We start from the raw sequence: 22531 nt of genomic DNA on the forward strand, positions 1-22531 counted from the left end.
GTGCAGTGCTGCCTGTTACATCGCCTCCTTAAGTCCCGCGCGGATCAGCCACCAATTCACCGGATACGCGGTGGCGAAACCGCAGAGCATCGCGATCTGCATCATGAACCAGAATTCGAACGAGAGCGGGTCGAGCGCGACACCCAGGATCCGCCCGAAGATCCAAAAATGCGCGATCGCCATGAAGCCGTACATGCCGACCTGCCAAGCGGTAAGCGATAATGCGTCGGCCTTGACGGCAGCCCAGAGACCCGGCAGCAGCGACAACCCGCGCATCGGCACAATGGTGAAGTACTGGAACACCACACCGATCGCAAAGGCCAGGATATAGTCGAGTACCCAGATCGCGAAGATCCGCTCCGAGAAGAGCGTGCCGTAGCCCATCAACGCGACGATTCCGGGAAAGAGCACGGCAAACCATTCGGCAAGGATGTCGCCAAGCGTGCAGCCCGCGCCGCAATGCGAGGCGCCCTTGCCGACCTTCACGAAGAACGGAAGCTCTGCCTGATGCGGTGTCTCGCCCCGCTCCTGCGTCGCACGTCGCCCCGCCAGGAAATAGAAAAGCAGCCCGATCGGCCCGGCGAAGAGACCCGTGATCGGCCACACGACGTTCATGATCCTCATCTTCTGAGGATGGGCACAGATATCGAGCGCGACGACTGCCGCGCACACGAAACCACCGAGGACCGAGATGAGTGCAAGGATGTGCAGCCAGTAGGGGATCATCGTGACGGCCTCTCTTCTTCTTTCGAAGGGAAACGGCGTAAGTAATCGAAGTTCCCCCGGAGTCACGATGGGGCAGGCCGCGACCTCCACGTGATGTCGCACGAGACCCGCATAGACGCCGTACGGTTCCGCACACGGTTGTTGCGCAGACCGCTTTTAAGCGACAGCGGCGTACCGCCCGGGATCATCACGTGGAACAGGCGTTGAACGGGCTTGCGCAATCCTCTCGATCGCGTCGTCGATGGCTTAGAAAAAAGAATGCTCCCGCAGTTTCCCGCGGGAGCATGATGCGGCTGATATCCGTCGGCGGCCTTGGCGCCACCTCCGGATGCCGATCAGTTCTGGGCGTAGTATTCGATGACGAGGTTCGGCTCCATCTGCACGGCGAAAGGTACGTCGCCTAATCCCGGGGTACGGGTGAAGGTGCAGGTCATCTTGGAATGGTCGACCTCGAGATAGTCGGGCACGTCACGCTCCGCCAGGCCAACGGCTTCGAGCACGGAGGCGAGCTGCTTCGACTTCTGGCGCACCTCGATCACGTCACCTTCCTTCACCTGATAGGAGGGGATGTTCACGCGGCGGCCATTCACCAGGACGTGGCCGTGGTTCACGAATTGCCGCGCGGCGAAAACGGTTGCGACGAACTTCGCGCGGTACACGACGGCGTCGAGCCGACGCTCCAGCAGGCCGATGAGGTTCTCGCCGGTATCGCCGCGGACCCGCTCGGCTTCCGCGAAGATGCGGCGGAACTGCTTCTCGGTCAGGTCGCCGTAATGGCCCTTCAGCTTCTGCTTGGCACGGAGCTGGATGCCGAAGTCGGACATCTTGCCCTTGCGGCGCTGGCCATGCTGGCCGGGGCCGTATTCACGGCGGTTCACGGGGCTCTTCGGGCGGCCCCAGATGTTCTCGCCCATGCGGCGGTCGAGCTTGTACTTGGCAGACGTGCGTTTGGTCACGGCTGATCTCCTTTCGCGGTCACAAAAGGGCGTTGTCCTCTGGGCCTCAGGCCCTGACAGGGTTCCCCTCGCGGGGTCCACCAACACCAATGAAGGGCGCCTTATATGCGGTCGCGCTCCCATGTCAACATCGCGCGACCGGCTTGGAACGGGGAACGCGCCGCGGTATGGGGCAGGCCCGATCCGAGGAGGATTTGCATGATCGTCTGCCGCACGAAAACCGAATTGCGCGCGGCGCGAGCGGATATGGCGGGTCGCGTCGGGCTCGTGCCCACCATGGGGTATCTTCACGACGGACACATGGCACTCGTCGCGCGCGCCCGTTCCGAGAATGACGCGGTCCTCGCCACGATCTTCGTCAATCCCATGCAATTCGGGCCGAACGAGGATCTCGATACCTATCCCCGGGCGATCGAGCGCGATCTCGCGATGCTGGAGGCGGCGGGCGTCGACGCGGTCTTCGTCCCGGATGCGCAGGAGATGTATCACGAGGACGCGCAGACGCATGTGGAAACCACGGGCCTCTCCCGGATCCTGATCGGACGGCTTCGGCCCGGTCACTTCCGCGGCGTGGCGACGGTGGTCCTGAAGCTCTTCAACCTCGCACGGCCCGACGCGGCGTATTTCGGATGGAAAGACTATCAGCAGGTCCAGGTCATCCGCACCATGGTGCGCGACCTTGATGTCCCCGTCCGGATCACCGGGGTGGAAATCGTTCGCGAGGAAGACGGACTGGCCATGTCCTCGCGCAATGTCCGATTGTCGCCCGAGGCCCGGGCAGCGGCCCCTGTCCTGCATGCCGCGCTTCTCGAGGCCGAAACGTTATCGCGGGGTGGTGCAAGCGTCGCGCGGATCACGGCCCGGCTGCGCGCCCGGATCGCCACCGCCCCGGAGGCGGAGCTGCTCTCCATCGACCTGCGCGACGCAGAGACGCTCGCTCCCGTTCGCGGACGCCCCACGCGCCCCGTCGTCGCGCTTCTGGCGGCACGGTTCGGGGACGTGCTCCTGATCGACAACAAGGTCCTGAACCCGGAGGAAACCCGATGAGTACCGAGACCGCGAAACCCGTCCGCCGGATCACCGTGCCCGAGATCGCCGGCCGCAAGGGTGGCCAGCCGATCGTCTCCCTCACCTCCTACCATGCGCATACCGCCGCGATCGTCGACAGGCACGCGGACTTCATCCTGGTGGGAGACAGCCTCGGAATGGTGATGCACGGCATGGAAACGACCGTGGGCGTCCCGCTGGACCTCATGATCATGCATGGCCGCGCGGTGGTGCGGGGGACGCGACGCGCTCTGATCGTCGTGGACATGCCGTTCGGAAGCTACGAGGAGAGCCCGGCCGCTGCGTTCCGCAATGCGGCGCACGTGATGAAGGAAACACAGTGCGGCGCCGTGAAGCTTGAGGGCGGCGCCCGCATGGCCGAGACGATCCGGTTCCTCACCGATCGCGGTATTCCGGTCATGGCCCATATCGGACTCACGCCCCAAAGCTCCCACACGATGGGTGGATTCCGGACGCAGGGCCGGGATCGGGAAAGCTGGCCGCACCATATCGCCGACGCGGTGGCGGTAGCGGAGGCCGGGGCCTTCGCGATCGTGATCGAGGGGGTGGTCGAGCCGCTTGCGCGCGAGATTACCGAAGCGGTGCCGATCCCCACGATCGGCATCGGAGCCTCCGCGCATTGCGACGGGCAGATCCTGGTGCTGGAAGACATGCTCGGGCTCAATGCCAGGCCGCCGAAATTCGTGAAGGTCTATGGCGATCTCGGCGCGCAAATCGAACGCGCGGTAGAGGCTTACGCTACTGACGTTCGCGAAAGGACTTTTCCCGACGACAACCAGGTATATCGGTGAAAAAAATTCTAATGTGCGTCAGAGCATATACGGATTGACGAGGCTTCAATCTGAACGCGTATCCGGGAGGGTAATCGCCTTGAGATCGACGATTGTCTTCAATCGAATTCGAGGCATCGGACTCGAGTAGTCACCGAATTAAGGGTGCCGGCTCCGCAATGGGACCAACGCGGAGCCGGGTACGATCGGTGTCTCAATGTTCAGCAAGCCATTCGTCGACCTCGCGCCGCGCTTCCTCTTTCGTCTTGCCGTACCGTTCCTGCAGAATTCCCTCGAACCGCTCCCGATCGCCTGCCGCGACATCGGTATCGTCGTCCGTGAGTCGGCCCCATTTCTCCTGTGCCCGACCCTTAAATTGTTTCCAATTTCCTTCGACTTGATCCCAGTTCATGGTATTTCCTTTTCTTCCGTCAACAGTCACCTTGCCAACTCATTGAAGAAACCGTGGTTCCGCCGAGGCAGGGCGGTATTAACCATTCATTTTCTTTGCCTGACGGTACGATTCTATCTTATTCAATTTGAAATAATTCGATGGGGATCGAACCGTGTATTTTCGCAGATTGGCCACGACCATGAAATTGGTCGAGGCACAGCTTGTTGTTGCCATTCGTCATGGCGCTTCCGCGCGGGTCCACGCCGCGCTTTTCACCCGTTCTTCGTCCCTGATGGATGAACTGGAAGCCTACGTTCCGACGTCGCAGGCCGAGTTGCGTGACATGGTGGGCTTCTTCGTCCGACGCTCCTCCAGTTTACAACGGACCGGCGACGGAGATCGCGCGCTCGAAATCGCGATGAAATTGACCCGACAATACCGCGACCGGGACCTGCCGGTGGAGGCGGACCAGCCCTACGCGTCCTTCCAGCCCGCCCGGCCGATCCGTTCGGCCCTCGACCCGGAGGAACTGGCGGCACTCGTTTCCAGTTCACCCGACAAGATCGCCCTCGTTGATGAGCAATTCCACATCCTGGGGTCCAGCGAGAGTTGCGCCCGGAGCCATCGCTCCACGCCGATCGGCATGATGGGCCTTCATGTGGCCGAGGTCGTCGGCCGCCGCGCGTTCGAGCAACACAAGCGGGCGCGTCTGGTCGCGTGCTTTGACGGCGTTCCGCAGGATTTTCCCTACGAGGTCGAGGATCCACTGGGCGGAGCGCAAAGGCTTCAATGCCGGATGACCCCGATCACGGATCGCACCCGGCTGCTGTATTGTGCGCTCATCCAGTTCGTGGATACCGGCGGCTCTTCGTCCGCCGTCCCGGAGGATCAGGACGTCTCGTTCGGCTAGAGCATCGACGGCACGACCTGATCGGGGGGGCGATGGCCGTCCGCGAAGGTCTTGATGTTGATGATCACCTTCTCGCCCATCTCGATCCGGCCCTCTCGCGTGGCCGATCCCATATGCGGCAGGAGCACGACGTTGGGCAATGCGCGAAGCTGAGGATGGATCTCCGTCCCGTGCTCGAACACATCGAGCCCTGCCCCGGCAATCGCGCCCGCCGAAAGCGCACGCGCGAGGGCGTTCTCGTCCACGACCTCTCCCCGCGACGTGTTGACCACGACCGCGTCCGGCTTGAGGAGCCCGATCCGCCGGGCATTGAGGAGATGGAACGTGCTCGGCGTATGCGGGCAATTGATCGAGACGATGTCGACCCGAGACAGCATATGGTCGAGGCTGTCGTGATACGTCGCTTCCAGGTCATCGACATGCGGCGGCTGCAATGGCGTGCGGTTGTGATAGTGGATATGCATCCCGAAGACACGCGCGCGACGCGCGACCGCGCGACCGATCCGCCCCATCCCGAGTATCCCGAGCCGGCGACCGGCAATCCGCCCACCCAGAAGCGCGTTGGGGGCCCAGCCATGCCAGGCATCGCTCTGCATCACGGTGAGGCCTTCCGGAATGCGGCGCGTGACGGCCAGCATCAGGGCGATCGCCATGTCCGCCGTATCCTCGGTCGTCACGCCGGGCGTGTTCGAAACGAGGATGCCCCGTTCGCGTGCTGTCGCCACATCGAGATTGTCGACGCCCGAGCCGTAATGCGCGATCAGTTTCAGCCGATCGCCAGCGCGCGCGAGAATGCCGGCATCGATTTGGTCGGTGATCGTCGGGACCAGCACGTCGGCGCGGCCCACGGCGTCGATCAGTTCCTCCCGCGTCATCGGCCGGTCATCCGTCCGGAGTTCCGCGTCGAAAAGCTCCCGCAGGCGTGATTCCACGGGATCGGGCAACCGTCGCGTGACGACAACAGTTAGGCGATCGGCTGACATATAAGGTACTCCGCGACTTTCCTTCCGCATCTCCGGAATGCAAGGTGACCCGTAAAGGGGCGTGGCACAAGCCGGAAGACCCCGGATAAAGACGCCACCCGCGATGTGGCAGATCGAGCAGGCGGACGACATGACGCGGATATTGCTTCTCCCGGCGCTCGTTTTGTCGATGATGACCGCGGGTTTCGCCGCAGAGGCGACGCGCGGCGCGGTTACGAACCTTCCCCTGCCGAGATTCGTTTCCGTGAAGGCATCCGAAGCGAATGTCCGCCGCGGACCGTCGCGGGCCCACCGTATCGACTGGGTTTACACGCGTCGCGACCTGCCGTTGCGCATCGTCGCGGAGCATGGCCATTGGCGCCGGGTGGAGGATCGCGACGGGCTAGGCGGCTGGGTGCATTACTCGCTCCTGTCAGGAAAACGGACGGCGCTCGTTGAAAGCGATCAGATCGTGCTGCGGATGCGCCCCCTCGACACCGCGCCGGAGAATGCCCGGGCCGGCCGCGGGGTCGTCGTCCGGATCGAAAGCTGCGCGATCGACTGGTGCCACCTCATGGCTGGCGGTTATCGCGGATGGGCGCGGAAGGACGGTCTATGGGGCGTAGCGGCGGACGAGATCATCGATTAGGCCGCGTTCTCGGCAAGGTCAGCTTGCAGCATTGGCGTGGTTTTAATGATCGGGTAAGCTCGCGGTCATCTTCACCGGATTATGCCAACCATGAACGATCTCCCCGCCATCTCTTCGAGGTCGATCGGGCTGGAAACGGCGGCTTTCATGTTTGGCGTTGAAGATCCGGGAAGCCGTTCCGCGGCGCCGTGTCCACTCCTATGAAGGGGCAGGCCCGAATCCATGTCATGGGCGCCGCGTGCAGCGGCACGACCACGTTGGGCCGGCGCCTCGCCATGGCGCTCGATTGCCCGCATCTCGACGCCGATGCCTTCTACTGGAAAAGCGCGGCCATTCCGTTCACGCGTCGCCGTCCGCCGGCCGAGCGCCGGACGTTGCTGCGCACCGCACAGGCCGATGCAGGCTGGGTGTTGTCAGGGTCGGTGGTGGGATGGGGAGAAGAGGTACTGGACGATGTTCATCTGATCGTTTTCCTTACCGCCGATACGGCGACGCGGCTCACGCGCCTGCGATATCGCGAGAGCAAGCTGCATGGTGCACGGATCGCAGAGGGCGGCGACATGTACCACATCCACCAAGCGTTTCTGGAGCGGACGAGGAGCTACGACCTGCCGGACCTGGGAAAACCCTGCAGGGTCTCGCATGAATTGTGGCTCGACGGGCAAACCGCGCCAGTGCTGAGGCTCGATGGAACGCTCCCACCCGACGAACTTGCAAGAGTAACTCTCTCGCGGGCCGCGCAATTGACCGGCGAAAAGGACGCAGCCCAACTTTCGCACCCGGGACAGATCGCTTCGCCGCCCGGGCGCTGAGCCGGTCCTTCAGTGGACGCTGACGGGCGCCATGTCGTTTTGTCGGGCGACGAAGAAGGCAAGCTTGCGGTCGCGCACGAGAGCGAGGCGTTCGCCTTCCGCGCTATGGACCGCATATAGCTCCGTCAGTCCTTCGGTATGTACCTGCGCCTGCAGATCATCGGGCAGATCGCCCACGGCCACCGATCGAACGTACACGATCTTCTCGCGATCCTCGATCTTGATATCCTGAAACTCGTTCATGACTTCTCCCGATCGTTATCATCCCCACCACGAGGACGGGAGATTTCGATTGTCTTGACGACCTGCTCGATTGGCGCACGAAGCAGATCGATATGCAACAACCCGTCCTTCATGAAGGCACCTTCGACTTCCACACCATGTGCCAAAACAAAGCTGCGCTGAAATTGCCGTGACGCGATGCCACGGTGGAAGAACGTCCGGTCGGATGAGGGATCCGGCAGCCGGCCGCGCACCCTGAGTTGGCGGTCCTCTATTGTAATTGACAAATCCTCCCGTGCAAATCCTGCAACGGCGAGCGAAATGCGATATGACCTCTCATCCACCTGCTCGATGTTGAAAGGCGGGTAGTTTCCACTGTCTGACCTTGCCGTTCGCTCGACCAGTTGCTCGAGCTGCTCGAACCCGAGCAGAAACGGGTGGCCCCCCAGACCGATCTTCGTCATGGACACGTCCTTCTCAAAGCGATCGTGTTGCGCTCCGTCCCGCATGCGGCAACGGCTCTGGTGACAATGTGGGGCCTCAAACGCCAGCCGACAAGAGATCTCGGATGCCCGTGGCTTGCCCGCGGGTCGGGGTTCGGGCATCATCACCATCATGGACGATGCGCCCCGCAATCACACCCATCGCATGATGGAGGACGAGATCCTGCGCGTCAGGCTCGAGGTGCTTCGGCGCGAGCATCGCGATCTCGACGAATCCGTCGCGGCATTGCAGGCACGCGGGACGGCCGACATGCTGACGCTGCAGCGATTGAAGCGGCGAAAGCTGGTCCTGAAGGACAAGATCGCCGCGCTGGAAGATCGCCTCCTGCCGGACATCATCGCCTGACTTCGCTTTGCGTTGCGGCGGCAGGATCGGCTGATATTGTCCCTGCGGCGACGAACGGGGGACGGGCATGAGCACGGTTGTGGGCATCATCATGGGCAGCCAGTCAGACTGGCCGACGATGCGGGAGGCGGCGGAGATCCTCGACGCGCTCGGAATTTCGTATGAGGCGCGAATCGTCTCTGCCCATCGCACGCCCGACCGGCTCTGGTCTTACGGGCGGGAGGCGGCGGGACGTGGCCTTAAGGTAATCGTCGCGGGCGCCGGCGGGGCGGCGCATCTGCCCGGCATGATGGCGTCGAAGACGCGGCTTCCCGTGATCGGCGTGCCGGTCCAGACCCGCGCGCTCTCGGGCGTCGATTCGCTCTATTCGATCGTGCAGATGCCGCGCGGATTTCCGGTGGCGACGATGGCGATCGGCGCCGCGGGGGCGGCCAATGGCGGCCTCATGGCCGCGTCGATCCTTGCTCTCGGGGACGCGGCGCTCGCGGAGCGGCTGGAGGCCTGGCGCGCAGACCTCTCGAATTCCATCCCGGAGGTGCCGGAAGATGTCTGAGCAGCTACGACCCGGTGCCACGATCGGCATCCTCGGCGGCGGACAGCTCGGCCGCATGCTCGCCGTCGCCGCGGCACGGCTGGGGCTCCACGTCCATGTCTTCGACCCCGATCCCGCCTGCCCCGCAAGGGACGTGGCACGGGCCGCGACCCACGCGGGCTATGACGATGCCGACAGCCTGAAGGCGTTCGCCGCAGCGGTGGATGTCGTCACCTACGAGTTCGAGAACATTCCCACCGAAACGCTCGACCTGATCGAGGCGGCGCGGCCGATCCGTCCGAGCCGCGAGGCGCTTCGCGTGAGCCAGGACCGGCTGACGGAGAAGACCTGGCTAGAGGAATTGGGGCTGACCTGCGCGCCCTTCGCCGCGGTCGACGATGCGGAGGGGCTTGCGCGCGCTGTGGAGCGGATCGGAACGCCCGCGATCCTGAAGACGCGGCGCTTCGGCTATGACGGCAAGGGACAGGCGCGGATCGCGACGCCGGGGGAGGCCGGCGCGGCGTGGGAGGCGATCGGCGGCGCGCCTGCCGTACTCGAGGGCCACGTCGATTTCCTGCGGGAGATCTCCGTGATCGGCGCCCGCGGGCTCGACGGAAAGGTGGCCTGCTTCGATCCGGGCGAGAACCACCACGAGGGCGGCATCCTGAAGACGACGCGGATCCCTGCGGAGATTTCTCATGCCTTGGCGACCGATGCGGTCCTGCTCGCGGGCCGGATCCTCACCGCGCTCGATTACGTGGGCGTGCTCGGCGTCGAACTCTTCGTCACCGAAACCGGGCTCGTGGTGAACGAGATCGCCCCGAGGGTCCACAATTCCGGGCATTGGACGCAGAACGGAACGATGATCGACCAGTTCGAGCAGCATATCCGCGCCGTGGCCGGCTGGCCCCTCGGCGACGGTCGGCGCCACTGCGACATCGTCATGGAGAACCTGATCGGCGACGAGGTCGAGACGGCGCTTGCCCTCGCGGCCGATCCCGCCGTGGCGCTGCATCTTTACGGCAAGGCAGAAAGTCGTCCGGGTCGGAAGATGGGTCACGTGAACCGGCGGATCGACTGACCCCGCGGATCAGGAATGGTCGAACGACCCGGTCTCGAGGAAACGGATGACCTGATCGATCACGAGCGGGCTCATCATCATGAAGGTATGCGTCACCGGCAAGACGATATGGTCGTCCATCCCCTCGATCCGGGTCGATGCGACGGAGACCTTGCCGTCGTCCGGTCCGTCGATGAGCGTGGAATAGAACGGGTTCAGCGAGCGGCTTCCGGCGATCACGCCGAGTTCGAACCGCGGCAGGTCCAGCCGGTTCGGCACGCTGTCGGGGCCGGTGCCGAGCTGCATGCCCGCAGGACCGTTCATCCATTCGAAGGGGCGAAGGTCGTCGAACGTGTCGACGAGCTGCGAGCCGTGATTGGGCGGTCCGAGCATGACGGCGCGGCCCATCCGCTCGGGGCGGTGATCGGCGAGCCAGGCGCGCACGAGGATGCCGCCGAGCGAATGGGCGACGAAATTGACCTCCCGGTCGCCACAGACCTCGACCGCGCCGGGGATCGCACGTTCGACGAGCTCCGCCACGGGCGCCTCCGTCGAGGGGTAATCGACATTGACCGTATCGAATCCGTCCTCGCGAAGCGCCTCGGCGAGTACGTCCATCGACGCGGCGCCACGGGCGAGGCCGTGCAGAAGAATCACGCAGCGATCGGCAGCGCGCGCCGGGGCGGCGGCGAGGAACAGGAGAAGGAGCAGAGATAGGGCGCGCATGAGATGCAGATAGCGCCCGCGTCCGTCTCCCGCCAGTCGCAGCCGGCACGGTGACGCTTCGGAATCCACACGCCGCATCGCGAATGACGCGCCGCGATCCTGCAGGGTCGGGGGGAGAGGCGCCGCTGGCTTCCGCGCCGCCGCTGGTCTATGACGCCGCCCGACACCAAATTTCGGAGCTTGCCAGTGGACCGCATCCTCATCACCTCCGCGATCCCCTACATCAACGGCATCAAGCATCTCGGAAACCTCGTGGGCAGCCAGCTCCCCGCGGACCTTCATGCGCGCTACCATCGGGGGCGGGGCCGGGAGGTGATGTTCCTTTGCGCCACCGACGAGCACGGCACCCCGGCGGAACTCGCCGCGGCGAAGGCGGGCAAGCCGGTTGCGGAATATTGCGCCGAAATGTGGCAGGTGCAGAAGGATCTCTCCGACGGCTTCCGGCTCAGCTTCGACATGTTCGGTCGGTCGTCCTCGCCGCAGAACCGCACGCTCACGCAGCACTTCGCCGGACGCCTTTTCGACGCGGGACTGATCGAGGAGGTGTCGGAGACGCAGATCTATTCGCCCGCCGACGGACGCTTCCTGCCGGACCGCTACATCGAGGGGACCTGCCCCAATTGCGGCTACGACCGTGCGCGGGGCGATCAGTGCGAGAACTGCACCAAGCAGCTCGACCCGACGGACCTCATCGATCCGCGCTCCGCCGTGTCGGGATCGACCGACCTGGAGCCGCGGCAGACGACACATCTCTACCTGCGCCAGAGCCTGATGCGCGACCGGCTGCGCGACTGGATCGACGGACAGAAGGACTGGCCGGTGCTCACGACCTCAATCGCGAAGAAATGGCTCGACGACGGCGAGGGCCTGCGCGACCGCGGCATCACCCGCGATCTCGACTGGGGGGTGCCGGTCAAGCGCGGGACGGAAGAATGGCCGGGCATGGAAGGCAAAGTCTTCTACGTCTGGTTCGACGCGCCGATCGAGTACATCGCCGCCGCGCACGAATGGGCGGATGCGCAGGGCCTCGGGCAGGAGCAGTGGTATCGCTGGTGGCGGACCGATGCGGGCGCGGACGACGTGCGCTACGTGCAATTCATGGGCAAGGACAACGTGCCTTTCCACACGCTCTCGTTCCCGGTGACGATCATGGGCTCCGGAGAGCCGTGGAAGCTCGTCGATTACATCAAATCGTTCAACTACCTCAATTACGACGGCGGTCAGTTCTCCACCTCGCAGGGCCGCGGCGTCTTCATGGACCAGGCGCTGTCGATCCTGCCGGCCGATTACTGGCGCTGGTGGCTGCTCAGGAACGCGCCGGAGACGGGGGATTCCGAGTTTACCTGGGAAAGTTTCCAGCTCGCCTCGAACCGCGACCTCGCCGACGTGCTCGGCAATTTCGTGAGCCGGGTGACGAAGTTCTGCCGCTCGAAATTCGGAGAAGCCGTGCCCGCGGGCGGCGCGTACGGCCCCGCGGAGGCGGCGCTGATCGCCGATCTCGAGACGCGCGTGCGCACCTACGAACGGCACATGGAGGCGATCGAGATCCGCAAGGCCGCGGCGGAATTGCGCGCGATCTGGGTCGCCGGGAACGAGTACCTCCAATCGGCGGCGCCCTGGGCCGCGATCAAGGAGGACGAGGATCGGGCCGCGGCGATCATCCGGTTGTCGCTGAACCTCGTACGGCTCTACGCGGTGCTCTCGCAGCCCTTCATCCCCGATGCCGCCGGCAAGATGCTCGACGCGATGGGGGCAAGCGCGGACTGGCCGGACGATCTCTCCGAGGCGCTCCGGACGATGGCGGAAGGTCAGCTCTTCACGGTGCCCGAGAACCTTTTCGCGAAGATCACGGACGCGGAGCGCGACGACTGGGCCACACGGTTCTCCGGCCGACGCGACTGATCGCGCGTCAGAGGATCCGCATCCAGCGCAGGATCCCGAGCGCGCCGATACCGAGCAGGACGAGAAGCCCCGTGAAGGTCCAGAAGGCCGGGCTCCACGAGGCGCCCGGCATACCCGCGAGATTGATGCCCATCAGACCCGTCAGGAAGCTCAGGGGCAGGAACACGGCGGAGATGACAGAAAGGACGTAGAGGTTGCGGTTCAGCCGGTCCGCGCGGTCCCGTTCGAGCTCGTCGCGCAGCGTCTGCAACTGCTCGCGCAGCGCTTCCAGGCTCTCGGTGACGCGCGTCAGTTGATCGGCCTGCTCCCCGAGCTTGCGCCTGTCCGCGTCCGTCAGCCAGGGCATGGGCGCGCGCAGGATATCACGGACCGCATCGCGCTGCGGCGGCAGATAGCGGCGCAGCTCCGTCAGCTCCAGCCGCTGGTCCGCCACCTCCGCACCGAGATCGGCATGCGGACCGGCGATCACGTCGGCCTCGAGCTGCTCGGTCCGATCGTCGAGATCGTTGACCTGCACCTCGATCCTGTCCGTGAGCTCGTCGATCAAGTCGGCGAGGAACGCCCCGGTCCGCTCCGGCCCGGTCCCCTCTCCGATCCGTTCCGCAAGCGCATCGACAGAGCGCAGCGGCCTCCGCGAGAGAGAGACGATGCAGCGCGGATCGAGCCAGAGCCTGAGCGAAATCATGTCCTCCGGATCGCTGCCCTGGTTGAAATTGATCCCGCGCAGGAAGAGCAGGAGCCCGTCGCCTATCCGAAGGGCGCGCGGCCGGGTCTCGGGTTCGACGAGCGCCGCGCGGATCGACGGGTCGAGATGGCCCAGATGCGCATCGACCCAGGCCGGGGTATCGGGGTGGTTTGCCGAAAGGTGCAGCCAGGCCGGAGGGTCCGCGCGCAGGGCCGCGGAGATGACCTCCGGATCCTCCATCCTGCGCTCTTCCGGATCGGGGCCGAGGCGCAGGGCAAAAGCGATATGCGTGTCCATTTCCGAGACCTAGCCGTCGTCTCGTCGGTTTGGAAGTGGCGCCAACGGGATGAAACATCGCGCCTTATGGAACAAGATGCCCGGTGAACCGGATTTACCGTCGAAGCCGGTGCCGGACCGGCCCGCCGCCATGGAGATAAGAGCACACATGAAACCATTCGTCGCCACCTACCGCCTGCAATTGCGTGGCGATGTCGATTTCGATGCCGCGGCGTCGTACCTGCCGCTCCTCGGCGCCTACGGGATCAGCCATCTCTACCTCTCGCCGATCTTCACCGCGGCGACGGGCTCAACGCATGGCTACGACATCACCGATCCGTCGGAGATCGATCCGGTGCTCGGCGGGGAGGAAGGTTTCACGCGGCTCTCGCGGCGGGCGGGGGAAGCGGGGATCGGCCTCGTCATCGACATGGTGCCCAATCACACCGCCTTCTCCGTGGAGAACCCATGGCTCCGCGACGTGCTGCGTCATGGACCCGCAAGCAGGTATGCGAAGCATTTCGACATCGACTGGGCGGCGGGACCGCTGATCATCCCGACACTTGGGGAGACATTCGAGGATATGGTGGCTGCGGGAGAGATCCGGGTCGAGGATGACGCGATGATCGCCCACGACAAGGCCTATCCGCTCCGCCCCGACGGGCCCGAGACGGACGATCTGGAGACGCTCCATGCGGCGCAGCACTGGCGCCTCGTCCACTGGCACCACGGCCGCGACAGCGTCACCCACCGCCGGTTCTTCAATGTGACCGACCTCATCGGCATGCGAGTCGAGGATCCGGACGTGTTCGACGACATGGACGCCTTGCCGATCCGACTGTCGAAGGACGGGCTCGTCGACGGACTTCGGCTCGACCATATCGACGGGCTCGCCGATCCGACCGAATATCTCGAGCGACTGAGAAAGCGGCTGCCCGACACGCCGATCTGGGTGGAGAAGATCCTGACGGGCGACGAGACCCTGCCCGACTGGCCCGTCGAAGGGACGACCGGCTATGAGGCGGGGCGGCGTATCGCGATGCTGCTGACCGACCCGGAGGGCCATGCCCGGCTCGTCGAGCAATGGCAGGAGGTTGCGGGGATCGACAGCGACTTCGAGGGCGCGCTCGAATGGGCGAAGGGCGAGGTCATGACCGACGAACTCGCCGCGGAACTGCACCAGCTTATCGCGCTCGCGGGCGAAGTCGTGCCCGATGCGGGCGCGGAGACGCGGCGCGAGGCTGTGATGGCGCTCCTGCGCGCCTTTCCGCGCTACCGGACCTACATCACCGACGATCACGTGTCCGGAGCCGATGCCGCGCTGATGCGGAAGGTCGCCGATCACGCCGCCGAATGGGTGCGCGTGCGGGACACGGTCGACGCCCTCACGGACGCGATCGTGACGCCGGGCGAAGCCCCCACGTTCACGGTGCGGTTCCAGCAGGTGACGGGGGCGCTGCTCGCCAAGGCGCACGAGGACACGGCGGGCTTTCGCTGGAACGCTTATCTCGCCGCGAACGAGGTCGGCGCCGATCCGGCGGAGGTATCGACCGACGCCGCGGGCTTTACCGCGTGGTGCGCCGACCGGACGCCCCTCGCCCTGACGTTGACATCCTCGCACGACACGAAGAGGTCCGAGGACGCCCGGATGCGGCTCGTCGCGATCAGCCGCTGCCCCGACGCGTTCGCGGCGCTGTGGAAGGCGGCCCCGCCTTCGGACGCGGTAACGCCGAACCGGCGCTGGTATCTGCTGCAATCCGCGCTGGCCATCTGGGACCCGGAGGATTCCGATCTCGAGCAACGGCTCCGCGACCATACGATGAAGGCGATGCGGGAGGCGAAGACGACGTCGAACTGGACCCAGCCCGACGAAGACGCCGAAGAAGCCGCGGGCGACTGGGTAGCGGGACTCGTCGCGGGTTGGCGAAAGGCGGAACCGGAGGCGCTCCGCGAACTCGTCGAGGTCGGTGCGCGGCTTTCTCTCGTGCAGCTTGCTCTGAAGGTGATGATGCCGGGCGTTCCCGACTTCTATCAGGGCTGCCTTGGTCGCGATCTGTCGTTGACGGACCCGGACAATCGCCGTCCGGTCGATCCGGACACGCAGCGCGCGCTTCTCGATCGGACCGACCTGCACGGCGACAAGGCGCGACTGAGCCGTGATCTCATCGCGCTCCGGCGCGAGGATCCGGCCTTCTTCGAACACGCGGCCTTCGCGGTGGAGGGGACCCGCGACATGCTGCGGCTGACACGGACCGGCGACAGGCGGACGATCGCCGTGGAGGCCGATCTGGGCGACGCGGACGGCACGAAGCGGGTGCGGATCGTCGAAGGCGGCTGACGCCTAGAGGGTTCTGCCGGCCCAATGCCCCGATACCGCGGCGGACCGGTCCGCCGCGACGGATGACGATAGGTCAAAAATTCGTCAGGCCGGGGGGTGGGGGGCATTGCCCATCCGGCGGCGTTTGCGGATAGTCCCCCCATGTCGCTATTCCTGATCGTCGCATTGCCCTTTCTGGGCGCCCTTCTCCCGGGCCTCATGATAAAGGCAGGCCGTCAGGCCTGCTTCTCCGCGACCTTTCTGGTCACCTTGACGGCCTTCGTAGGCCTCGTGAGCCAGGCGCCGGCGGTACTCCGCGGCGAGACGGTCACGGCCCGTGTCGAATGGCTGCCGGGCCTCGGTATGAACGCGAACCTCTTCCTCGATCCGCTGGGCCTCTTCTTCGCCGGGCTGATCCTCGGGATCGGGCTCCTCATCGTGGCCTATGCCCGCTCGTATCTCTCCCGCGACGACAATATGGGTGAGTTCTTCACCTATCTGCTGCTCTTCCAGGGCGCGATGGTCGGCATCGTGCTTTCCGACAACATCCTGATGCTGCTGGTCTTCTGGGAGCTCACTTCGCTTTCCTCCTTCCTGCTCATCGGGTTCTGGAAGCACCTGCCCGAAGGCCGGCAGGGCGCGCGGATGGCTCTGACGGTCACCGGGATGGGCGGGCTCGCCATGATCGGCGGGATGCTGCTTCTGGGCGAGATCGTCGGCAGCTACGACCTGACGGTCATCCTCGAGAACCGCGATCTGATCCAGGCGTCGCCCCTCTACATCCCGGCGCTCCTGTTGATTCTCCTTGGCTGCTTCACGAAATCGGCGCAGTTTCCCTTTCATTTCTGGTTGCCGCACGCGATGGCGGCGCCCACGCCCGTATCCGCCTATCTCCACTCCGCGACGATGGTGAAGGCGGGGATTTTCCTCATGGCACGGATGTGGCCTGTCCTCTCCGGTAGCGACGCATGGTTCTGGCTCGTCTCGGGCGCGGGGCTCGCAACGATGGTGATCGGCGCCGTTATCGCGCTCTTCAAGCACGATCTGAAGGCCCTCCTCGCCTTCTCCACGGTCAGTCACCTGGGCTTCATCACGTTCCTCCTCGGCACAGGGACGGGGTTCGGAGCGCTTGCCGCGGTGTTCCACATCCTCAACCATGCAGCGTTCAAATGCGCGCTCTTCATGACCGCGGGCATCATCGACCACGAGGCGCATACCCGCGACATCCGTCGCCTCGGCGGGCTTCGCACGCTCATGCCCGTGACCTTCGTGATCGCGACGCTCGCAGCACTCGCCATGGCGGGATTCCCTCTTCTCAACGGCTTCCTGTCGAAGGAGATGATGCTCGAGGAGGCGCTTCATACCTCCTTCTTCGGCACCCATTGGTTCGTCCCCGCGGCGGCGACCCTCGGCGCGCTCTTCTCCGCCGCCTATTCGTTCCGCTTCATCTTCCATACCTTCTTCGGGCCGGTTCGTGACGATTACCCGGCAAAGCCCCACGATCCGGGCGCGAAGCTCTGGATCCCGCCCGCGATCCTCATCATTCCCGTCGTGGGAATCGGCCTCCTGCCCTTCCTCGTGGAGCCTTTCGTCTTCTTCGTGACCGAGGCCGTCCTCGGCGGCACGGCCGAGATCCCCGAAGGATATCACCTCGCGATCTGGCACGGCTTCACGATCCCGCTCCTGATGTCGGCCATCGCAGTCGTCGGCGGCGCGCTTCTCCTTATGGCGTTCGCACCGCTCTCGCGCGCCTGGGAGACTATGCCGCGGCCGGAGGCGAAGGGGATCTTCGACGCGGTGATCGCCGGTTGCGTGACCGTCGCCCGCACCGTGACCGGACGTCTCCACGACGGCAGCTTCACCCGCTTCGCCGCGATCTTCGTCGTGACGGTCGTGGTGGTCGGCGTCTACGCCTGGATCGGCGGCGAGCCGGCGGCCGAGAGCCGAGCGAGCCTGCCCATCACCGCAAACGCGCTTGCGGCCTGGGGCATGCTGATCGCCGCGGCGGGATTCCTCGTCGCCTATCACCGCAACCGCCTCGCCGTGCTCATCCTCATGGGCATCATCGGACTCATGGTCTCGGTCGCATTCAACTACTTCTCCGCCCCCGACCTTGCGCTCACGCAGATCTCCGTGGAGGTCGTGACGATCATCCTATTGTTGCTCGCGCTGAACTTCCTGCCCGATTACAGCCCGAGGGAATCGACCCTGCCAAGGCGGGCGCGGGATGCCGCGATCGCGGTGGTGGGCGGCGGCGCGGTCGCGATGTTGACCTATGCCGTGCTTCTGACCGGTCCCGTTGAAGCGCCGATCTCCGACTATCACCTGCAGAATTCCTACGTGGGCGGCGGCGGCACCAACGTCGTCAACGTCATCCTCGTGGACTTCCGCGGCTTCGACACGTTCGGGGAGATAACCGTGCTCGGCATCGCGGCGCTCGTCATCTACGCGCTGACGGAGACGATCCTGTCCAGCACGGCACGCGCGCGGCTCCTGAACCGCGGTTACGAGACACCGAAGGCGGGCGACGCCCACCCGCTCATGATGGTGGTCCTCACCCGCGTGATCATGCCCGTCATCCTCCTCGTGGGCTTCTACATCTTCCTGCGCGGCCATAACGAGCCCGGCGGCGGCTTCATTTCCGGCCTGATCGTCGCGATCGCTGTCGTGATGCAGTACATGGCGAGCGGCTTCGCCTGGGCGGAGAAGCGCCAGCGCTTCCCCTATCACGGGATCGTCGGCGCGGGCGTCCTGATCGCGGGGCTGACCGGTATCGGATCGTGGTTCGTGGGCGAGCCCTTCCTGACCTCGGCCTTCGGTTATTTCCGCATCCCGCCTTTCGAGAAATTCGAACTCGCGACGGCGATGGCCTTCGATCTCGGCGTCTTCCTCGCCGTGGTGGGTGCGGTGATGCTGTCACTCGAGAGTTTCTCGCGGCTCGGACGCCGCGCCGATACGGAGGTGAGCGAGCACCCGATGGATATCGACCCGTCCCGTGAAGCGACCCGAGCGGCGGAGGGAGCCTGACATGGAATTTCTCGTCGCATCGGCGATCGGTGTGCTCACCGCCGCCGGCATCTACCTTGTCCTTCGGCAGAGGACGTTCCCCGTCATCATCGGGATTTCGCTGCTTACCTATGCCGTGAACGCCTTTCTCTTCATCTCCGGCCGGCTCACCCTCAACGCCGCACCGGTGCTCCAGGACGGGGTGTCGCACTACGCGGATCCGCTTCCGCAGGCCCTGGTCCTGACGGCGATCGTCATTTCCTTCGGGATGACGGCGGTCGTGGTGATCATCGCGCTCGGAAGCTGGCTCGCCTGCCAGGACGACCTCGTCGATACGCCCCCTGATGGGGATGGACCCGGAGGCGCGCGATGACCCATTGGACCGTCCTTCCCGTCGTGCTTCCGGCGATGCTCGGCGCGATCATCGTGCTCGCCACCCGGTTTCACCTGTCTCTCGCGCGGGTCTTCTCAATGGCGGGTACGCTGGCGCTCCTGGTGCTCGCCCTCGGTCTGTTCTGGCGCGCCTCCGACGGGACGATCTCGCTTTACCAACTCGGCGACTGGGCCGCGCCATTCGGGATCGTACTGGTCGCCGACCGGCTCAGCACGCTCATGGTGCTTCTCACGGCTCTCCTCGCCGTCCCGGTCGTGCTCTACGCGATCGGCTCCGGCTGGGATGCGCGGGGGCGGCATTTCCATGCGCTCTTCCAGTTCCAGCTGATGGGGATCATGGGGGCGTTCCTGACCGGCGACGCATTCAACCTGTTCGTGTTCTTCGAGATCCTGCTCATCGCCTCCTACGGGCTGATGATCCATGCCGGAGGATCGGCACGGCTTCGGGCCGGGACACAGTACGTTCTCTACAACCTCCTGGGCTCCACGCTCTTCCTCTTCGCTCTCGGCACGATCTACGCGGAGACGGGCACCCTCAACATGGCGGACCTCGCAGTCCGGGTCGCGGCGATCGATCCCGACGCCTCTGCAGGCATCCGGGTGGCCTCCGTGCTGCTGCTGGCGGTGTTCGCGATCAAGGCGGCGATCCTGCCGTTGCATTTCTGGCTTCCGGGCAGCTACGCCGAAGCCCCGGCCCCCGTCGCGGCGCTCTTCGCGATCATGACGAAGGTCGGTGCCTACGGCATCATCCGCTTCTACACGCTGGTCTTTCCGCCCGAACTTTCCCTGACGAACGGGCTCTTCGACACGTGGCTTCTGCCCGCGGCGCTGCTGACGCTAGCGATCGGCATGATCGGGGTGCTCGGCGCACGGGAGGTCGGGCGGCTTGTGGCTTTCTCGGCCGTGGGCTCGATGGGCATGATGCTCATAGCCGTCGCCGCGTTCACGCCGCAGGGTATCGCCGCCGCGCTTTATTATGCGGTCCATTCGACCTTCGCGGCGGCCGTCCTGTTCCTCGTCGTCGACCTCGTTCGGGAGCGACGTGGCGAGGTCGCGGGACGGCTTGATCCCACGAACCCGATGCAGGGCGGCGCGATGGTCGCGGGCGCCTATTTCGTTGGCGCCATCATCATGTGCGGGCTGCCGCCGCTTTCGGGATTTCTCGGCAAGCTCCTCGTCATGGACGCGGTGCGCGACGTCGCGTGGTTCGGATGGGCCTGGGCCGTCATCCTCGCCTCCTCCCTCGTGGCGATCGTCGGCTTCTCGCGAGGTGGCTCGGAAATCTTCTGGAAATCGCACGAGGTCGCCATCGGACATCCCGGCGAGGAAACGGAAGCCGGCGAGAGAAACGTCGCCGATCCCGCCGCCCCACCGGCCGTGATGCAGATGGTGGCGATCGGGCTCCTGATCGCCGCGTCGGTCGCGGCGACGGTCTTCGCCGGCCCTTTGCAGCGGACGCTCATGGCCACGTCCGACCAGCTTTTCGCGCCGGAGCCCTATATCTCGACAGTGATGGAGACACCGGGCAAAACGATCACCCATGGCTACGAAAGCGCGGAGGGCGACGCGCCACCGACACCGGACGAGGAGCATTGAGATGACGCGCCACATCTTCAAGCGCCTTCTGCCGCACCCGATGCTCACGCTCCTGCTCGTCGTGGTCTGGTGTCTGCTGAACAACACGATCGGACCCGGGGCCATCGTCTTCGGCGCGATCCTCGGGCTCGTCATCCCCGCGGTGACGGCCCCCTACTGGCCGGATCGCCCATCGGTGCCGCAGCCATGGGGCATGCTGGTCTACATATTCATCGTGCTCTGGGACATTATCGTCGCGAATGTCGTGGTGGCCCGGATCATTCTCTTCAAGAGCAATGCCGACATGAAGTCGGCCTGGGTCCGCATACCGCTCGATCTGCGCAAGCCAGAAGCCATCACCATCCTCGCGGGCACGATCACTCTCACACCCGGGACGGTCAGCGCGGACCTCTCCTCCGACGGTACGGAGCTGCTCGTCCACGCGCTCCATGCCCCCGATCCGGACGCGGTCCGCGACGAGATCAAATCCCGCTACGAACGCCGCCTGAAGGAGCTTTTCGAATGATCGACATCGCCCTCTACATCGCGTTCGGCGCGATCGGGCTGGCGCAGGTGCTCGCGATGGTGCGCCTGATCCTCGGGCCCGAGATCGGAGACCGGATTCTCGCCCTCGACACGATGGTCATTAACGCGATCGCGCTCATCGTGCTCGTGGGATTCTACTGGGGGACCCAGGTCTATTTCGAGAGCGCGATTATCATTGCGATGCTCGGTTTCGTCTCCACCGTCGCCTTGGCACGGTTCGTCCTCCGCGGCGATATCATCGAGTGAGGACGTCATGCTGATCAACGTGCTCATCGTCGTCATCCTGATCATCGGCGCCTTCTTCACGCTCGTCGGATCGGTTGGACTGCTGAAGCTCAAATCTCCCATGGCGCGTCTGCACGCACCGACGAAGGCATCGACGCTCGGGGTGGGATCGCTTCTCCTCGCCTCCATGATCGACGCCTTCGCTCATCGCGAGCCCTCGCTCCACGAGGTTCTGGTGATGGCGTTCCTCTTCGTCACGGCGCCGATTTCGGCAAATTTCATTGCCAAGGTCCATATCCACCGCCGCTCGAACGTCGATGCCCTCCCCCCGCTCCCGGAGGGAACCGAATGGGCGACTCTCGACGCCCCCCCGGACCAGAAGATCGAACCTTCCGAAGGTCTCCGCTAGGCCGCGACCGACGTTACCCGTCGATTACGGCTCAGGGTATCCGACAGACGTTCCGTCCTACATTTAAAGAAACGAATCAGCAGCCCTGCCGTTGAGGTGGCGCGGCGCGTCTGTGAGCTTGGATGAGTGATGCGGTCTGGAAACGACGCCGATGCGACTAGAGAGATCGCAGAATCGTGGCGGTACGCGGCAAACGTGTCTCGATGGAGCACGTCGCGATACCGTGCGTCAGCGCTCCTTCGGACCGAATGGATCACATCCGCCATATAGCGGATGCGTCTGTCGTACGCCCGGCTGGGCCGAGCGGTTCGCAAGGCTGCCCCGGGCCGGACCCGGGACCTTGCGGGGTGGATCAGATCACTCGAGGATCTTCGACACTACGCCCGCGCCCACGGTGCGGCCGCCTTCGCGGATGGCGAAGCGCAGCTTCTCCTCCATCGCGATCGGCGCGATCAGCTCAACCCCAAACGACACGTTGTCGCCCGGCATCACCATCTCGGTGCCCTCGGCAAGCTGCACCGTCCCGGTCACGTCCGTCGTGCGGAAGTAGAATTGCGGACG

The 22531-nt window shown here is 64.9% G+C and carries 25 protein-coding genes; 16 read left to right on the plus strand and 9 right to left on the minus strand.

The genetic code is table 11. The features are described from left to right. Positions 1 to 15: 15 nt before the first annotated feature. Positions 16 to 726 carry a DUF4396 domain-containing protein gene (locus tag LX81_RS17020; RefSeq protein WP_111538509.1) on the minus strand — a complete coding sequence of 237 codons (711 nt, stop codon included), beginning with the start codon at positions 724 to 726 and terminating at the stop codon, positions 16 to 18. A gap of 335 nt (positions 727 to 1061) precedes the next feature. Continuing rightward, entirely contained in the window at positions 1062 to 1682 is a 621-nt protein-coding gene (gene rpsD / locus LX81_RS17025) for a 30S ribosomal protein S4 (protein WP_111538510.1), read from the minus strand. A gap of 198 nt (positions 1683 to 1880) precedes the next feature. Between rpsD and panC the strand changes: the two genes are divergently transcribed. Further along, entirely contained in the window at positions 1881 to 2729 is an 849-nt protein-coding gene (gene panC / locus LX81_RS17030) for a pantoate--beta-alanine ligase (protein WP_111538511.1), read from the plus strand. Further along, positions 2726 to 3541, plus strand: coding sequence for a 3-methyl-2-oxobutanoate hydroxymethyltransferase (gene panB, locus LX81_RS17035; RefSeq protein ID WP_111538512.1), 816 nt, complete (start codon positions 2726 to 2728; stop codon positions 3539 to 3541). The genes panC and panB overlap by 4 nt, the downstream gene beginning before the upstream one ends. 193 nt (positions 3542 to 3734) lie before the next feature. Here panB and LX81_RS17040 read toward each other — a convergent pair whose 3' ends face one another. Then, complete coding sequence (locus LX81_RS17040; protein WP_373280294.1) at positions 3735 to 3962, minus strand: CsbD family protein; 228 nt, start codon at positions 3960 to 3962, stop codon at positions 3735 to 3737. 124 nt (positions 3963 to 4086) lie between these two features. Here LX81_RS17040 and LX81_RS17045 point away from each other — a divergent pair, with 124 nt between their 5' ends. Continuing rightward, on the plus strand, positions 4087 to 4824 hold the full coding sequence (locus LX81_RS17045) for a hypothetical protein (RefSeq protein WP_146259463.1): 738 nt from the start codon (positions 4087 to 4089) through the stop codon (positions 4822 to 4824). Here LX81_RS17045 and LX81_RS17050 read toward each other — a convergent pair. Then, complete coding sequence (locus LX81_RS17050) at positions 4821 to 5807, minus strand: 2-hydroxyacid dehydrogenase (RefSeq protein ID WP_111538515.1); 987 nt, start codon at positions 5805 to 5807, stop codon at positions 4821 to 4823. The two genes, LX81_RS17045 and LX81_RS17050, sit on opposite strands and share 4 nt — an antisense overlap. Before the next feature lie 103 nt (positions 5808 to 5910). Here LX81_RS17050 and LX81_RS17055 point away from each other — a divergent pair, with 103 nt between their 5' ends. Continuing rightward, complete coding sequence (locus LX81_RS17055; RefSeq protein WP_234822669.1) at positions 5911 to 6435, plus strand: SH3 domain-containing protein; 525 nt, start codon at positions 5911 to 5913, stop codon at positions 6433 to 6435. Positions 6436 to 6710: 275 nt separating this feature from the next. Beyond that, entirely contained in the window at positions 6711 to 7247 is a 537-nt protein-coding gene (locus tag LX81_RS17060) for a P-loop NTPase family protein (RefSeq protein ID WP_146259464.1), read from the plus strand. Between the two features lie 9 nt (positions 7248 to 7256). On the opposite strand, the gene LX81_RS17065 is transcribed toward LX81_RS17060, so the two are convergent. Then, positions 7257 to 7490, minus strand: coding sequence for a DUF1150 family protein (locus tag LX81_RS17065; protein WP_111538517.1), 234 nt, complete (start codon positions 7488 to 7490; stop codon positions 7257 to 7259). Then, entirely contained in the window at positions 7487 to 7933 is a 447-nt protein-coding gene (locus tag LX81_RS17070) for an Hsp20 family protein (protein ID WP_111538531.1), read from the minus strand. Before LX81_RS17070 ends, LX81_RS17065 begins: the two co-directional genes overlap by 4 nt. Before the next feature lie 184 nt (positions 7934 to 8117). On the opposite strand from LX81_RS17070, the gene LX81_RS17075 reads away from it, so the two are divergent. The 3 genes from LX81_RS17075 to LX81_RS17085 all read left to right on the plus strand — a co-directional run bounded on the left by LX81_RS17075 (position 8118) and on the right by LX81_RS17085 (position 9931). After that, positions 8118 to 8318 (plus strand): YdcH family protein, encoded by a 201-nt coding sequence (locus LX81_RS17075; RefSeq protein WP_111538532.1) that lies wholly within the window; start codon positions 8118 to 8120, stop codon positions 8316 to 8318. Positions 8319 to 8385: 67 nt separating this feature from the next. Further along, positions 8386 to 8871, plus strand: a complete 486-nt coding sequence (gene purE, locus LX81_RS17080; protein WP_111538518.1) for a 5-(carboxyamino)imidazole ribonucleotide mutase — start codon at positions 8386 to 8388, stop codon at positions 8869 to 8871. Then, on the plus strand, positions 8864 to 9931 hold the full coding sequence (locus LX81_RS17085; RefSeq protein WP_111538519.1) for a 5-(carboxyamino)imidazole ribonucleotide synthase: 1068 nt from the start codon (positions 8864 to 8866) through the stop codon (positions 9929 to 9931). The genes purE and LX81_RS17085 overlap by 8 nt, the downstream gene beginning before the upstream one ends. 9 nt (positions 9932 to 9940) lie before the next feature. Here the strand turns inward: LX81_RS17085 and LX81_RS17090 are convergent, their stop codons facing one another. Then, positions 9941 to 10636: an esterase/lipase family protein gene (locus LX81_RS17090; protein WP_111538533.1), complete on the minus strand. Its 696-nt coding sequence runs from the start codon at positions 10634 to 10636 to the stop codon at positions 9941 to 9943. A 186-nt stretch (positions 10637 to 10822) separates the two neighbouring features. On the opposite strand from LX81_RS17090, the gene metG reads away from it, so the two are divergent. Further along, a complete protein-coding gene (metG, locus tag LX81_RS17095; protein ID WP_111538520.1) occupies positions 10823 to 12538 on the plus strand; it encodes a methionine--tRNA ligase in 1716 nt (571 codons plus the stop codon). 7 nt (positions 12539 to 12545) lie between these two features. On the opposite strand, the gene LX81_RS17100 is transcribed toward metG, so the two are convergent. Next, positions 12546 to 13520, minus strand: a complete 975-nt coding sequence (locus LX81_RS17100) for a zinc transporter ZntB (RefSeq protein ID WP_234822670.1) — start codon at positions 13518 to 13520, stop codon at positions 12546 to 12548. Positions 13521 to 13668: 148 nt separating this feature from the next. On the opposite strand from LX81_RS17100, the gene treY reads away from it, so the two are divergent. From treY to LX81_RS17135, 7 genes are all read left to right on the plus strand, one after another. Continuing rightward, complete coding sequence (gene treY, locus LX81_RS17105; RefSeq protein WP_111538521.1) at positions 13669 to 15837, plus strand: malto-oligosyltrehalose synthase; 2169 nt, start codon at positions 13669 to 13671, stop codon at positions 15835 to 15837. Between the two features lie 141 nt (positions 15838 to 15978). Next, positions 15979 to 18843, plus strand: a complete 2865-nt coding sequence (locus LX81_RS17110; protein WP_111538522.1) for a monovalent cation/H+ antiporter subunit A — start codon at positions 15979 to 15981, stop codon at positions 18841 to 18843. Between the two features lies 1 nt (position 18844). Then, the gene (locus LX81_RS17115; RefSeq protein ID WP_111538523.1) at positions 18845 to 19195 is read left to right on the plus strand and encodes a Na+/H+ antiporter subunit C; all 351 of its coding nucleotides are present in this window, start codon (positions 18845 to 18847) and stop codon (positions 19193 to 19195) included. Continuing rightward, the gene (locus tag LX81_RS17120; RefSeq protein ID WP_111538524.1) at positions 19192 to 20811 is read left to right on the plus strand and encodes a monovalent cation/H+ antiporter subunit D; all 1620 of its coding nucleotides are present in this window, start codon (positions 19192 to 19194) and stop codon (positions 20809 to 20811) included. The genes LX81_RS17115 and LX81_RS17120 overlap by 4 nt, the downstream gene beginning before the upstream one ends. Position 20812: 1 nt before the next feature. After that, positions 20813 to 21316 (plus strand): Na+/H+ antiporter subunit E, encoded by a 504-nt coding sequence (locus LX81_RS17125; RefSeq protein ID WP_211322803.1) that lies wholly within the window; start codon positions 20813 to 20815, stop codon positions 21314 to 21316. Next, on the plus strand, positions 21313 to 21582 hold the full coding sequence (locus tag LX81_RS17130; RefSeq protein ID WP_111538525.1) for a K+/H+ antiporter subunit F: 270 nt from the start codon (positions 21313 to 21315) through the stop codon (positions 21580 to 21582). The genes LX81_RS17125 and LX81_RS17130 overlap by 4 nt, the downstream gene beginning before the upstream one ends. A 7-nt stretch (positions 21583 to 21589) precedes the next feature. Next, positions 21590 to 21970 carry a Na+/H+ antiporter subunit G gene (locus LX81_RS17135; RefSeq protein WP_111538526.1) on the plus strand — a complete coding sequence of 127 codons (381 nt, stop codon included), beginning with the start codon at positions 21590 to 21592 and terminating at the stop codon, positions 21968 to 21970. A gap of 357 nt (positions 21971 to 22327) precedes the next feature. Here the strand turns inward: LX81_RS17135 and LX81_RS17140 are convergent. Beyond that, positions 22328 to 22531 (minus strand): EF-Tu C-terminal domain-related protein (locus tag LX81_RS17140; protein WP_505804917.1); only part of this gene is annotated, 204 nt, incomplete at its 5' end.

It is taken from the genome of Palleronia aestuarii, from assembly GCF_003253995.1.
Classification (GTDB): domain Bacteria; phylum Pseudomonadota; class Alphaproteobacteria; order Rhodobacterales; family Rhodobacteraceae; genus Palleronia; species Palleronia aestuarii.

Excerpts from the sequence above, each read along its gene's own strand:
- LX81_RS17020 (WP_111538509.1), bottom strand. The coding sequence starts at position 726 with ATGATCCCCTACTGGCTGCACATCCTTGCACTCATCTCGGTCCTCGGT.
- panC (WP_111538511.1), top strand. The coding sequence starts at position 1,881 with ATGATCGTCTGCCGCACGAAAACCGAATTGCGCGCGGCGCGAGCGGAT.
- panB (WP_111538512.1), top strand. The coding sequence starts at position 2,726 with ATGAGTACCGAGACCGCGAAACCCGTCCGCCGGATCACCGTGCCCGAG.
- LX81_RS17050 (WP_111538515.1), bottom strand. The coding sequence starts at position 5,807 with ATGTCAGCCGATCGCCTAACTGTTGTCGTCACGCGACGGTTGCCCGAT.
- LX81_RS17055 (WP_234822669.1), top strand. The coding sequence starts at position 5,911 with ATGTGGCAGATCGAGCAGGCGGACGACATGACGCGGATATTGCTTCTC.
- LX81_RS17060 (WP_146259464.1), top strand. The coding sequence starts at position 6,711 with ATGGCGCTCGATTGCCCGCATCTCGACGCCGATGCCTTCTACTGGAAA.
- LX81_RS17065 (WP_111538517.1), bottom strand. The coding sequence starts at position 7,490 with ATGAACGAGTTTCAGGATATCAAGATCGAGGATCGCGAGAAGATCGTG.
- LX81_RS17070 (WP_111538531.1), bottom strand. The coding sequence starts at position 7,933 with ATGACGAAGATCGGTCTGGGGGGCCACCCGTTTCTGCTCGGGTTCGAG.
- LX81_RS17075 (WP_111538532.1), top strand. The coding sequence starts at position 8,118 with ATGATGGAGGACGAGATCCTGCGCGTCAGGCTCGAGGTGCTTCGGCGC.
- purE (WP_111538518.1), top strand. The coding sequence starts at position 8,386 with ATGAGCACGGTTGTGGGCATCATCATGGGCAGCCAGTCAGACTGGCCG.
- LX81_RS17085 (WP_111538519.1), top strand. The coding sequence starts at position 8,864 with ATGTCTGAGCAGCTACGACCCGGTGCCACGATCGGCATCCTCGGCGGC.
- LX81_RS17090 (WP_111538533.1), bottom strand. The coding sequence starts at position 10,636 with ATGCGCGCCCTATCTCTGCTCCTTCTCCTGTTCCTCGCCGCCGCCCCG.
- LX81_RS17100 (WP_234822670.1), bottom strand. The coding sequence starts at position 13,520 with ATGGACACGCATATCGCTTTTGCCCTGCGCCTCGGCCCCGATCCGGAA.
- treY (WP_111538521.1), top strand. The coding sequence starts at position 13,669 with ATGAAACCATTCGTCGCCACCTACCGCCTGCAATTGCGTGGCGATGTC.
- LX81_RS17110 (WP_111538522.1), top strand. The coding sequence starts at position 15,979 with ATGTCGCTATTCCTGATCGTCGCATTGCCCTTTCTGGGCGCCCTTCTC.
- LX81_RS17115 (WP_111538523.1), top strand. The coding sequence starts at position 18,845 with ATGGAATTTCTCGTCGCATCGGCGATCGGTGTGCTCACCGCCGCCGGC.
- LX81_RS17120 (WP_111538524.1), top strand. The coding sequence starts at position 19,192 with ATGACCCATTGGACCGTCCTTCCCGTCGTGCTTCCGGCGATGCTCGGC.
- LX81_RS17125 (WP_211322803.1), top strand. The coding sequence starts at position 20,813 with ATGACGCGCCACATCTTCAAGCGCCTTCTGCCGCACCCGATGCTCACG.
- LX81_RS17130 (WP_111538525.1), top strand. The coding sequence starts at position 21,313 with ATGATCGACATCGCCCTCTACATCGCGTTCGGCGCGATCGGGCTGGCG.
- LX81_RS17135 (WP_111538526.1), top strand. The coding sequence starts at position 21,590 with ATGCTGATCAACGTGCTCATCGTCGTCATCCTGATCATCGGCGCCTTC.